Raw genomic sequence first — 13,532 nt, forward strand, 5'->3', positions numbered from 1 at the left:
CAGAAGAATGACAATGGTACTAACTATTCATAAAACGTTTAAAATCGTCATAATCTGCCACTTCTACAACGTGTTTTTCTTTATGCATGATTTCTTGAATTTGCGTTGGAATATCTAGTTTTAGACTTAAAGTCGATTCTACCGTAGGCAAAAACTTGACAGGATGTGCTGTCTCCAGAAACACACCATAAGCATCTTGTAAATCGTGATTCTTTAACCCTAAATAGCCAACAGCGCCATGCGGATCTGCAATATAATTGAATTGATCATAGATGGATTTCATAGCTTCTTTTGTTTCATCATCAGTGAAACTGTACGATGAAAAATGCTGCTTGATCGTTGCTAAATCATTATCATACAATTCCTGAATGCGAATGAAATTACTCGGATTTCCAACGTCCATAGCGTTTGAAATGGTCGCGATTGATTTCTTTGGAACATATTCACCATTTTCTAGATAGTTTGAAACCGTATCGTTCACATTCGTCGCAGCAATAAAGTGTTGAATTGGTAAACCTAATTTTTGCGCCATAATTCCTGCGCAAATGTTTCCAAAGTTTCCACTTGGCACAGAGAACACAATGTTTTTATGTTTTTGGTGCAATGCTTTGTAGGCAAAGAAAAAATAGAACATTTGCGGCAACCAACGTGCAATATTGATAGAATTAGCCGAAGTTAGTGTACGTTCAATTTCATCATCTAAAAAGGCAGTTTTTACCATTTCTTGGCAATCATCAAAAACACCGTCAACTTCTAATGCTGTAATATTTTGACCTAAGGTTGTCAATTGCTTTTCTTGAATATCGCTGACTTTTCCACTTGGATATAAAATGACAACATCGACACCTTTTACACCTAAAAACCCATTGGCAACCGCGCCGCCAGTATCTCCAGAAGTTGCTACTAAAACGGTCACTTTTTCTTCTTTATCACGATTGAAATAGCCTAAACAACGTGCCATAAAGCGTGCGCCCACATCTTTAAATGCCATCGTTGGACCATGAAACAATTCTAAGGTTCCAATATTTTCTTCAATCGGAACAATAGGAAAATCGAAACTCAACGTTTCTGCAATGATTTCTTTTAGTTTTTCTGTTGGAATGTCGTCTCCGACAAATTGCTGAATGGCTTCAAAGGCAATTTCTTCATGTGAATAGTTGCCAATATTTTGAATAAATTCTTCAGACAATGGTGTAATATTTTCGGGGAAATAAATTCCTCTATCGGGAGCCAATCCGCGAATTACAGCTTCTTTGAAAGAAACGTTTGGTGCTTTATGATGTAGACTGTAATAGTTCATTTTTGTATTCGTTTGCTAGTTGTTTGTTGTTTTATCATCAGTTCCTGTGGCAAATCTGCGATTTGGTATATCGAGAACTGCTTTGATGTTTTATATTTTATGTTTCCAAGTACTTCTCGATACAATTTTTCTTCATTTTATTTCGAAAAATCACTCGAAGAGACGTTTGATATTTAATTTTGACCCAAGCCCCAAGCCCCAAGCCCCAAGCCCCAAGCCCCAAGACCTAAATAACCCGACAACCATTCGTATTTATTTTAGAAACATGAATGTCATAATCGATAGTTAGATTTTTATAAGTTTCAGACATTGTTTTTGCGACTTTTTCTGCCATTTCTTTTCCTTTGCTCAAAGCAAATATAGAAGGTCCAGAACCTGAAATTCCAGCGCCTAACGCGCCACAATTGATCGCATTTTGTTTCACATCATCAAATCCTGGAATTAGGATAGAACGCAACGGTTCTACAATTTCGTCATGCAATGATCTACTGATTAAATCGTAATCGGAAGTATATAATCCACTAATTAATCCACCTAAATTCCCAATTTGAATGATTGATTTTTTCAATGAAATATTTTGCTTCAATACTGAACGAGAATCAGATGTTTTTACTTCAATTTGTGGATGAATGACTGTGGCATACAATTCATCAGGTGTTGGAATTTTAATAATATCTAACGGATCATAACTTCGCACCAAGGTAAATCCGCCCAAAAGGGCAGGAGCCACATTGTCTGCATGCGCTGTACCACTGGCAAGTTTTTCACCTTCCATAGCAAACGGAACCAATTCTTTATCTGTAAAGGGTTTTCCAAGCAATTGATTCATTGCCCAAACCGTGCCTGCAGAACTTGCGGCGCTACTTCCAATACCACTTCCAGCTTTGATGTTTTTATAGATTTCAATTTCAAAACCATGATCAATGCCTAGTTTTTCAAGCATTGCCAAACCTGCAACGCCTGCGACATTTTTTTCAGTTTCTAATGGTAAATCTTGTCCGACAAGTTTTGAAATTTTAATTCCTTTTTCATCAGTTTTGCGTATCACCATTTCGTCACCAACCGTATCTAAGCATAGTCCGAGGACGTCAAAGCCACAAGAAACGTTTGCAATGGTTGCTGGTGCGAATATTTTGAGTTCGTTCATTTTTTTTAGTATTGAGATGTTAGTATTGAGAATTGAGAAAGCTTCAATACTACCAGCTATTATTTTCAAAGTACTTCTCGATACAATTTTTCTTCATTTCATTTTGAAAAATCACTCGAAGTGACGTTTTAGGTTTTGAAGAAGAGCAGTTTAAAATGACACAGCAATTCAACATTTATAATTTAACATTTAAAATTCCTAAAACTTTCCAATTCGTATTACATCTGCAAAAATTCCTGAGGCTGTAACTTCTGCACCAGCGCCAGCACCTTTTATCTGTAATGGTTGTGCCACATAACGATCCGTAAAGAACAATACGATATTATCACTTCCTTCTAAATTGTAAAAAGGATGATCGGCTGGAATGTGTTGCAATCCAACTTTTGCCTTTCCATCTTCAAAAGTAGCTACATATTTTAAGCGACAGTCTTTGTCATTGGCTTCTTTGAATATTTGTTGAAAATGTGCTTCGTGTTTTGTTAAAGAAGCGTAAAAGTCTTCGTTATTGTCTGTCGCTAGAGTTTCTTCGGGTAAAAACGAATTGTTTTCAATGTCTTCTAATTCTAATATATAACCACTTTCACGTGCTAGAATGAGAATTTTACGTGCAACATCAACACCACTTAAATCGATTTTTGGATCAGGTTCTGTATAGCCTTCTTTTTGCGCTTGTGTAACAATGTCATGAAAGGTATTTTCATTGCTAAAATTGTTAAACACAAAGTTTAAACTTCCTGAAAGAACGGCTTGTATTTTATGGATTCGATCTCCAGAAGCTACTACATTTTTCAATGTATCAATAATTGGCAATCCTGCACCTACGTTGGTTTCAAACAAAAATGGCGCATTATATTTTTGTGAAACACGTTTCAAATTCTGATAGTTTTCATATTCAGAAGCACAAGCAATTTTATTACAGGTTACTACCGAAATGTTGTTTTGTAAATAGCTTCCGTATACTTTTGATACTTTATGACTTGCCGTAATGTCAATAAAAATACTGTTACGTAAGTTCTGCGATTTTACATTTTGATGAAATTTTTCTAAGCTAGCTTTTGCGCCATTCGCTAAGTTGTTTTTCCAGTTATTTAAATCAATTCCTTCTTCTTCAAAAAGCATGGTTCTTGAGTTAGAAATACCAATAACTCGAACGTTGAGTTTCAATTGTTCGCGCAAGTAATTGTGTTGTTGATACAATTGTGCTAAGAAACGTTCTCCAACATTTCCAACTCCAGTTACAAATAGATTGAGTTGCTTTATTTTTTCTTCAAAGAATTCTTCATGCAAGGCATTTAGTGCTTTTTTTGCATCTTCGCTGTTGATAACCGCAGAAATATTTTTCTCAGAAGCTCCTTGTGCGATTGCGCGAATGTTTACATTGTTTTTTCCAAGCATGCTAAACATTTTTCCACTCAATCCTTGATGATTTTTCATGTTTTCACCAACCAATGCAATGATCGCCAGTTGTTGTTCAACAAGAATCGGATCTACTTTTCCAGAAGCAATTTCATAAGCGAAAGTTTCATCGATGGCCATTTTAGCTCTTGAAGCTTCTTTATCGTTGATTCCGATACAGATTGAATGTTCTGAAGATGCCTGCGTAATTAAGATGATGTTAATTTGCTCAGACAATAAGGTTTCAAACAAGCGTTTGGAAAACCCTGGAATTCCAATCATTCCGCTTCCTTCCAATGTTAATAATGAAATGTTTTCTATATAACTAATTCCTTTTACAGCACGTTGTTTTCCATTTGGATTTTTGGTGATGCGTGTTCCTTCTTGCTCAGGCGAAAAGGTGTTTTTGACTAGAATTGGAATTTCTTTTTTGAGTACAGGTTGAATGGTTGGTGGATAAATTACTTTCGCACCAAAGTGTGATAATTCCATAGCTTCTTGATATGAAATGTGCGGAATTGGTGTAGCTTGTTTTACAATTCGTGGATTTGCAGTGTATATTCCGCTTACATCTGTCCAAATTTGTAATTCATCAGCATGAATAGCGGCAGCAATAATGGCAGCTGTATAATCGGAACCTCCACGACCAAGCGTTGTTGTTTCTCCATTTTCAGTAGCAGCAATAAATCCTGGTAGGATGATAATTTGTTTTTCATTCGTTTTAAAAAATGAGCGACAATTTTCCTGCGTCACTTTCATGGCAACCTGCGCATTGTCATAGCTTTCAGAAGTGATGATCAATTCGCGACTGTCTTTGTAAGCACTATTTAACTCACGAACAGCCATGACTTCAGAGATGATATATGAAGACAATAATTCACCAAAACTAGCAATTGTAGCCAAGGTTTTTGGAGTCAATTCGCGCAGTAAAAAACAACCTTCATATAAGGTTTCTAAATAATTTAACAGCCGTTTTGTGTGACTAATAATAGCACTTTGTTCTGTAACAGGAATTAAATCTTTTACAACTTGAATGTGTCTATTTTCAATTTCTTGAAGTAAAGATTTATAGTATTCATCTTTTACAGCGGCTAACTCTGCAGTTTTCAGGAGCATGTTGGTTGTATTTCCAAAAGCAGAAACTACAACTGCTATCTTTTGATCTTGAGAAGCTTTAGTAATAATGTCTAAGACTGAGTTTATATTTTGCGCATTGGCGACAGAAGTACCGCCAAATTTGAGTACGTTCATGAGTATTGTTTTGTATGATTATTGGTAATTTCTTGAATTCTTATTTAGAAAATGGTGTGTATAAACACCTTACTGGTAATATATTGTTTAGACCCCAAAAGGGGTTGTAGTAGCAATAGTTACGATGCTACGCGTGCTCGTAATAATTGTTGTTGAAGAAAAAATTGTTGCTACTAAAGGCATGTTTTATCGTATGATGTTATTCAAAAGTATTACTTTTATAACCATAAACAAACTATATATTTATTTTTTACGGATTACTAGTGAAAGTAGCATTTCTTTAAAAATGCATTAAAAAAGCATAGTGAATTGTAAAGAATTTCATCAAATGTGTAATAGCTTACACTAATATAAGAATACATGAAGATATATTCAGCAGCTCAAATCTACGAAGCAATCAATCTTACGATCGAAAAAAATCAAATTACGTCCAATGACTTACTAGAATTTGCAGGAACACAATTGTTTAATTGGTTTCATACACGCATGCATGGCGCACAAGTTCCGATTCATATTTATTGTGGAATTGGAAATAATGGTGGTTTGGGATTGGTGTTAGGACGCCAATTATTACACCATGGATATAATGTGCATATGTACGTAGTAAATTTTAGCGATAAGCGAACGAAAGGTTTTTTGGTGAATTATGATCGCATTAAAGAATTTAAAGTTTGGCCAAAGTTGCTAAGTTCAGGAGAAGAATTTCCTGTAATGAAAACAGAAGATATTATTGTAGATGCCATTTTTGGAATTGGTTTGAACCGAGAAACCTCTGATTGGGTTAAAGAACTCATTAAATATATTAATGATTCAAAAGCATATACGGTTTCTCTTGATGTGCCTTCTGGATTGTATCCAGATCACGGCCCAGAAGATAAAGAAGCTGTCATTAAAAGTAATTTTACTTTGACGAGTCAAGCACCAAAATTGAGTTTCTTTTTACCAGAAACAGGTATTTATATGCAACAATGGGAAGCGATTGATATTGGACTCGATCAGGAATATTTACAAACTACAGATACTGAAGTACAGTTGATTGATAAGTTTGAAGTATTACCTTTATATATTCCAAGAGAGAAATATGGACATAAAGGAACTTACGGACATAGTTTGATTGTTGGAGGAAGTTTTGGAAAAATAGGTTCCGTGACTTTAGCGAGTTCTGCATGTTTGCGTGTTGGAACAGGCTTGGTAACGGCGTATATTCCGGAATGCGGGTATACAACTTTGCAAACATCATTACCAGAAGCAATGGTTATTTGCGATGAAAACGCAAAACATTTGACCAATATTGATTATGATATTGTCCCAAGAGCCATTGGTATAGGTGTAGGTATGGGAACTGTTGAAGCAACTGTAAAAGCTTTCGAAAAATTCTTAAAGGAGAACAACGATCGTTTGGTGATTGATGCCGATGCTTTGAATATTCTTTCAGAACATAAAAAGTTATTAAAATCTGTACCAAAAGGATCTATTTTGACACCGCATCCAAAGGAATTGGAACGTTTGATAGGTGAGTGGACGGATGATTTTGATAAGCTTACCAAAGCGAAAGCATTTTCAAAAAAGTATGGTGTTATTTTAATTATTAAAGGCGCGCATACTGTTATCATTTATGATAATCATCTATATATTAATAATACAGGAAATCCTGGAATGGCAACCGCAGGAAGTGGTGATGTACTGACAGGAATGCTGACAGGATTGTTGGCACAAGGGTATGATCCGATACCTGCAGCTATTTTTGGCGTGTATATGCATGGAAAAGCGGGAGATATTGCCTTATCTGGTTTAGGATATCAGGCTTTGACTGCCAGCGATATTATATATCATATTGGTGATGCATATTTGGATTTATTCAAACAACCCGAAGAACCTTCAGAAGAAGAAGCACAATAAGCACAAAAAAACGCTTTGGAATTCCAAAGCGTTTTTTTTATATCTATATGTTTTTGAAAACTTATATTTTCAATTCATCAAATAGTTCAATTAATTCTGGACTTGACGGTCTAGGCGCATCTGCATTTACGATATTTCCATTAGGATCGATTAAAATAAATCTTGGAATCCCTTCAATAGCATACTCAGTTACAAATTGAGATTTCCAATCGTTGTCTGCCATTAATTGAATTCCACCTAAATCTTTATCGTCTACCATTTTTTTCCAAGCAGCATGATCGTCTTTGTCATCTATAGAAATAGACACAAATTCAATGTTTTTGTTGTGGTATTTTTTCTCCACCTTTTTTAACGATGGAATTTCTTTAATGCAAGGTCCGCACCAAGTTGCCCAAACATCAATATATACATACTTTCCTTTTAAATCTTCTAACGTCGTTTTTCCACCTTTATGATTTTCATAATTGAATTTTGGAGAAGCATTTCCAGCAACTAGTTTTTTGATGGTATTGTACTTTTCTGTTAATTCTTTTTTGAATTCGTCGTCTTTAGAGATTGTAGAAAGTTCTTTGTATAAATAGTCAGAATCTTTCCCAGAAGGAGAAATAAAGAATGATAAGTTTTGTGCTAAAACATTTTTGAGACTCTGTGATTTTAAAGCTTTCAATGTATCTATAGCTCCTTTGATATTTTCAAATGGATTTAACTTTTCAGAATAATGTCTGATAGCTAATTCCTTAAAGTTTTTGTATACATTAAAATCTTCTTCATTGTCATAATCTACATTTTCAAAGTATGCATTAAACGTTTCAGAAGGTTTATAGTCTTCATTTTTCGAGTAATGCGGATAATACATTGGATACTTTGAAAGATTTATCAAATTGGCATATTTGATATTCTTTTTTTCGTAAGCAATAAATTCCTCGTCTAAATCAGTTGCTTCAGTGAGCAATTTTGTGGTGATTTCCCCAAAACCGTTGATAGTTTTGATAAACTCAGGTTCTTCCATTGAAAAAATGGCGATGGCGTCTCTACTTTTATTTCTGGTAGTTTTTGCTAATAGAAAGTTATTTTCGGCGGCACCTTTGCCTTCAAATTTCATGCGATCAATAAACTTGGTAGCATTCGTAGTTAGCTTTACATCTTTTTCTTTGGTTAGAAACAACGTCGCTTTATCTTTATCGTGCATGAGTGTATAATACCCAGTTTGTACACGTAAGGTATCTAGAAATGTACCATCGTCTTTGTTTAGCGTAATTTCCTTTTTAAAGTTATCATTGAAAACTAAAATTTTACCCTTTTTTGAGTTTTCAATTTTTCCAGAGAGAATCGTATAATCTATAGGATCTGGCTTTGGATCATTTGCACAAGAAATGACAGCAAAACTCGCAATGAATAAGAATATTTTTTTCATGGTTTCTATAATTTGGAAGTTGCTTATATTTTTAATTCATCGAACAATGCAATCAATTCTGGATTTGATGGTCTAGGCGCATCTGCATTTACAATTTTTCCATTTGGATCGATTAAAATAAAACGAGGAATACCTTCAATAGCATAATCGGTTACAAATTTAGATTTCCAAGCGTTGTCTGCCATCAATTGGATGCCTCCAAGTTCTTTGTTTTTAATCATTTCTTTCCAAGTTTTGTAAGCTCCTTTTTGATCAATAGAAATAGAAACAAAAGCTATGTTTTTGTCATGATAATCTTTTTCTACTTTCTTCAAAGAAGGAATTTCTCCAATACAAGGTCCGCACCAAGTTGCCCAAACATCGATGTATACATATTTTCCTTGTAAATCTGCCAAGCTTGTTGTTCCACCAGCGTGATTTTCGTAGTTAAATGTAGGAGAGTCTTTTCCGGTAACTAAATTTTGGATTTTGTTATATTTTTTAGTGATTCTTTCTAATAATTTCTCATCCTTTGCCATTTCTTTGATAGCGCCAAAAAGTGCTTCATTTTCCTTGTTTGACGGAGAGATTCCATATGCCAATTCACCAGCTAATGCATCTTTGATGTTTTGTGATTTTAAACCTTTAATCTGCTCTAACGCTTTTGCTTTTAGAGAATCAGTATAGTAATCTTCCATATAATGTTGCGATACTATTTGCTGGTATGAATCAAAGTTTCGGTAGTCTTCTTCATTGTCATAATCAACCTTATCTAACGGCTTTAGAAAATCGTCGGAAGCTTTGTAGTCTTCTTTTTTAGCAAAATATGGGTGATACGAAGGATATCTGGCAAGGTTTGCTAAATATTCGTAGTTAATACTTTCTTTTTCTAAGTCTACAAACTCTTTGCTTAAGTCTTTATTTCCAGTGACTCTGTTTAAAGCCTCGGTTTTCATTTCTTCAATTTTCTTTAAGAAATCAGCCTCTTCCTTAGCATATACTTCTTGAAAGTTGAGGTTTCCGCCTTCAGACATTTTTTGAGCAAGATAACTGTTGGAAGCAGTTCCTTTTCCAATATACTTTATTTCGTCATTAAACTTAAGTCCATTCGTTGTTACATGTAACGAATCTCCAGGAGATAAGAATAGGGAAGCACGGTTTCTTCCATAATATACCATATAGTATCCTTGGTCAACAGTTAAGGTGTCTAAAAATGCTCCGTCATCTGTTAATGGAATTTTATGAGTAAAGTCGCCACCAGAAATTGTAATGGTGTCTCCTTTTTTATGATTTTCTATTTTACCTGAAAATATGGCATACTCTATTTTTGGGTCTGTTTTACACGAGAAGATTGCAAATCCCGCAATCAATAGCAATAATTTTTTCATTTTGTGATGTTTGGTTACTTATATATTTAGTTCATTGAATAGTTCAATTAATTTTGGATTTGATGGTCTTGGAGCATCTGCGTTTACAATATTTCCTTCTGGATCTAATAAGATGAATCTTGGAATAGTGTTAATCATATATTCACCTGTAAATGTGTTGTCTCCTCCATAATGCAGCTGAATGCCACCTAATGATTTATCGGTAACCATCTTTTGCCATGCTGCTTTGTTTTTATCTATAGAAATACTAACAAAAGCAATATTTTTATCGTGATATGAAGCTTCTATTTTTTTCAAAGAAGGAATCTCTGCTTTGCATGGTCCGCACCAAGTTGCCCACATATCAATATATACATACTTTCCTTTTAAATCTGCTAAAGAAGTTTTTCCTCCTTTATGATTTTCATAGTTAAACGATGGTGAAGGCTTTCCTTTTGGTAATTTTGTTTTCAGCGAAATTGCTTCTCCAGCAAATTGCTTGTACATTTTTAGCATAGGTTCAACATCTTTCAATTTTGCAGCGATGATGGTACTATCAACATCTTTTTTAGCATTGTAAAAGTCTGTTAACTTTTTGGAAATCGTAGCAATCTCTTTATCCAAACCTGCTGCATCAAGATTTGACAATACATCTACATCGAGCAATTTTTCTTGTAATAACGCGTCTTCCGCTAAAAAATTACTGTGAACTGCGCCTTTTCCGCTATACTTAACAGTTTCATCAAACATTTTTGTATCCAAGGTAAGCTTTAAGTCAAAATCATTCTCTAAATATACATTTGTACCTTCTTTTCCATCAAAAATATTGTACATGCCACTTTCGACTTTCAAAGTATCTTTAAACGTACCGTCTTTATTGACTTTAATCGTCTTAGAATAGGTTCTATTTCGAACGACAAGTGAATCGCTGTTTTGGTTTTCAATTTTTCCAGAAAGTGTTGCGTAATCTTTAGGAGCTTCAGGTTCATTCTTACATGAGAAGATTGCGAATGCTGCAACTAATAGCAATAATTTTTTCATTTTGTGAAAGTTTGTTTACTCAAATGTAATAGATTCTTCTTTTAATCAATAAATTATTAACAATTATTTGGTTAATACAGATTGAATTTTGACTTTTGAAAGATAATTTGATTACACCATCATGATACACCAAATAAGTTCACAAATTCTTGATGTTACAAATATTCAAGAAATCTTACATACCAATGCAAAATTGGAATTATCAGCGGAAGCTATAGAAAAAATTAGTGCTTGTCGTGCATATTTAGATAAGCGTTTACAAGATCAAAAAACACCGATTTACGGTATAAATACTGGTTTTGGTTCGTTGTGTAATGTGAAGATTTCAGATGAACATTTATCCAAATTGCAAGAGAATTTAGTAACATCGCACGCATGTGGTACAGGAGATCGTGTTCCGCAAGAAATCATAAAGTTAATGTTGTTGCTTAAGGTACAATCGTTAAGTTATGGACATTCAGGAGTGCAATTGCAAACCGTAGCACGTTTGATTGATTTTTATAATCATGATATTTTACCTGTTGTTTTTGAACTAGGTTCGCTTGGTGCTTCAGGCGATTTGGCGCCATTGGCACATTTGTCATTGCCACTTTTAGGAAAGGGAAGTGTGTATTATAAAGGAAAAGAAGTGCCTGCTGCGGAGGTTTTGGCGGAGTTTAATTGGGAACCAATTACGCTGAAAGCAAAAGAAGGATTGGCTTTGTTGAATGGTACACAGTTTATGAGTGCTTATGGTGTATATTCATTATTAAAGGCGTATAAGTTGTCTTATTATGCAGATTTCTTTGCGGCTATTTCTTTGGAAGCTTTTGATGGAAGAATTGAACCTTTTAATGATTTAATTCATTTGATTCGTCCACACAATGGTCAATTGCATACAGCAAGAAGAATCAAAGCGTTTGTGGAAGGTAGCGAATTGATTTCTCAAGAGAAGAAAGATGTACAAGATCCGTATTCATTCCGATGTGTACCACAAGTACACGGAGCAACGAAAGATACTTTGGCTTTTATTCGCAAAACGTTTGAAACTGAAATTAATTCGGTAACTGATAATCCAAATATTTTTATTGGAGAAGATGAAATTATTTCTGGAGGAAACTTTCATGGACAACCTTTGGCATTGGCGTTAGATTATTTGGCAATTGCGATGGCGGAACTTGGAAACATTTCGGAACGTAGAACTTTTCAGTTGGTTTCTGGTTTGAGAGGTTTGCCGGCATTCTTAGTCAACAATCCAGGATTGAATTCTGGTTTTATGATTCCTCAATATACAGCGGCAAGTATTGTAAGTCAAAATAAGCAATATGCTACGCCTGCAAGTATTGATTCTATTGTGTCTTCCAACGGACAAGAAGATCATGTAAGTATGGGCGCAAATGCAGCTACCAAGGCAATCAAAGTAGTTGATAATGTAGAGCGTGTTTTGGCAATTGAGTTGTTGAATGCATCACAAGCATTGGTGTTTAGAGCGCCGTTAAAAAGTTCAGAATTCATAGAAACATTTTTACAGATGTATAGAGCAGAAGTTCCTTTTGTAGATGAAGACAGAGAATTACATATTGCGATTAGAGATACCTTGTCATTTATACAAGATATGGTTATTGAAAACGAGGTTTTATTTGACTAGTTTAAAATAAAAACTTACACAAGTATCAATAAAAGAGTGCGTTCTGTTATTTGAATCAAAAGAGTTTGTTAGAACGAAGTAATTTAAAATTTACCATCTAAAATTTAGAATAAAAACTTCCACAAGTATCAATACAATAGAGCATTTTTGTTTGAAGTAAAAAAAGAAATTATAAGTAGTTTTTGGTCCAAAGAATAGCTTCTTCTTTCGTTTTGAAGATATTCATTGGCTTATTGAAGAAGTGTTTTTCAATCTTTACATTATGATTGTCAATAAACTTATCAGAAACAATAGCAATGGCTTTTAAATTTTCAATTTCAAATACTTTTAAATACATCATCGGATCAACAGCATACGAATTTTTACGTATGGTGATATATGCAAAAGGTTCTGTTGGGAAATGTTTATTGGCAATTGAAATAATTTCACCAACAGATTCAATATTTAAAGTAATGCCTTCATTAAGTTGCGCAAGCATATATTGATCATAAATTTCTACTTCACCTATCTGTAAAGTATACTTTTTAATGAATGAGTTGCTATTTCCGTTTGCTACTTGCACTTTTTGAATTTTATTAAATATAGGATTTTTAATTTCGTTCTACTAATATAATAGATGAACTGCACAAAAATACACTACTTTTTTTTCTTCTCTTGCAAATAGTATAGTAAAATTATAGCTTAGGCTACTGAATTATCTGAAACATTGATATCATTATTCTCTAAAGGAACAATTTTGTCTAGCCAATTTACAGCAGCATCAATAGTTGGGAATAATTCATAGCGTCCATTGAAGAAACTTTTTTCAACATAGGCATTCAATGAAGAAAACTTTTGGTCTGATACCACAGCAATTCCTTTGAGCAAATCGTTTTTAGGAAGCATTTTGTATACTTGCGGATCGATAGAGTAGGAGTTTTTTCGATATGAAACATATCCAAAAGGAATTTTATAATTTTCTAAAAAGAATTCGAAGAAGGAAAGCATCACATCAATAGTAACATGCACGCCCTCATTAATCTCTCCTATGACCAAGTTGTTATATAGATATAACTTCCCATCTCCGAATGTATATACATCTCTTAACTTTTTTCCAGTAATATTCATGTAGG

10 protein-coding genes are annotated in these 13,532 nt (G+C 34.1%); 2 read left to right on the top strand and 8 right to left on the bottom strand.

The window, feature by feature from the left end; genetic code table 11:
* Window positions 1–19 precede the first annotated feature (19 nt).
* From thrC to thrA, 3 genes are all read right to left on the bottom strand, one after another.
* Window positions 20–1,300 carry a threonine synthase gene (thrC, locus tag Q0845_RS11400; protein WP_298513027.1) on the bottom strand — a complete coding sequence of 427 codons (1,281 nt, stop codon included), beginning with the start codon at window positions 1,298–1,300 and terminating at the stop codon, window positions 20–22.
* 226 nt (window positions 1,301–1,526) lie between these two features.
* Window positions 1,527–2,447, bottom strand: a complete 921-nt coding sequence (locus Q0845_RS11405) for a homoserine kinase (RefSeq protein ID WP_298513029.1) — start codon at window positions 2,445–2,447, stop codon at window positions 1,527–1,529.
* A gap of 198 nt (window positions 2,448–2,645) precedes the next feature.
* Window positions 2,646–5,093 carry a bifunctional aspartate kinase/homoserine dehydrogenase I gene (thrA, locus tag Q0845_RS11410; RefSeq protein WP_298513031.1) on the bottom strand — a complete coding sequence of 816 codons (2,448 nt, stop codon included), beginning with the start codon at window positions 5,091–5,093 and terminating at the stop codon, window positions 2,646–2,648.
* 360 nt (window positions 5,094–5,453) lie between these two features.
* Between thrA and Q0845_RS11415 the strand changes: the two genes are divergently transcribed.
* A complete protein-coding gene (locus Q0845_RS11415) occupies window positions 5,454–6,992 on the top strand; it encodes an NAD(P)H-hydrate dehydratase (protein WP_298513033.1) in 1,539 nt (512 codons plus the stop codon).
* Between the two features lie 61 nt (window positions 6,993–7,053).
* Here the strand turns inward: Q0845_RS11415 and Q0845_RS11420 are convergent, their stop codons facing one another.
* The 3 genes from Q0845_RS11420 to Q0845_RS11430 are packed head-to-tail and all read right to left on the bottom strand — an operon-like array spanning window position 7,054 to window position 10,793.
* Window positions 7,054–8,406 carry a TlpA disulfide reductase family protein gene (locus Q0845_RS11420; protein ID WP_298513035.1) on the bottom strand — a complete coding sequence of 451 codons (1,353 nt, stop codon included), beginning with the start codon at window positions 8,404–8,406 and terminating at the stop codon, window positions 7,054–7,056.
* A 23-nt stretch (window positions 8,407–8,429) separates the two neighbouring features.
* Window positions 8,430–9,773: a TlpA disulfide reductase family protein gene (locus Q0845_RS11425; RefSeq protein WP_298513052.1), complete on the bottom strand. Its 1,344-nt coding sequence runs from the start codon at window positions 9,771–9,773 to the stop codon at window positions 8,430–8,432.
* A gap of 18 nt (window positions 9,774–9,791) precedes the next feature.
* A complete protein-coding gene (locus tag Q0845_RS11430; protein ID WP_298513054.1) occupies window positions 9,792–10,793 on the bottom strand; it encodes a TlpA disulfide reductase family protein in 1,002 nt (333 codons plus the stop codon).
* 121 nt (window positions 10,794–10,914) lie between these two features.
* Between Q0845_RS11430 and hutH the strand changes: the two genes are divergently transcribed.
* Window positions 10,915–12,420, top strand: a complete 1,506-nt coding sequence (gene hutH / locus Q0845_RS11435) for a histidine ammonia-lyase (RefSeq protein WP_298513056.1) — start codon at window positions 10,915–10,917, stop codon at window positions 12,418–12,420.
* Between the two features lie 169 nt (window positions 12,421–12,589).
* On the opposite strand, the gene Q0845_RS11440 is transcribed toward hutH, so the two are convergent.
* On the bottom strand, window positions 12,590–12,982 hold the full coding sequence (locus Q0845_RS11440) for an STAS/SEC14 domain-containing protein (RefSeq protein ID WP_298513058.1): 393 nt from the start codon (window positions 12,980–12,982) through the stop codon (window positions 12,590–12,592).
* A 119-nt stretch (window positions 12,983–13,101) separates the two neighbouring features.
* Window positions 13,102–13,527, bottom strand: coding sequence for a hypothetical protein (locus Q0845_RS11445; protein WP_298513060.1), 426 nt, complete (start codon window positions 13,525–13,527; stop codon window positions 13,102–13,104).
* Window positions 13,528–13,532: the final 5 nt, after the last annotated feature.

Source organism: uncultured Kordia sp., assembly GCF_947489565.1.
In the GTDB taxonomy this organism is placed as follows: Bacteria; Bacteroidota; Bacteroidia; order Flavobacteriales; family Flavobacteriaceae; genus Kordia.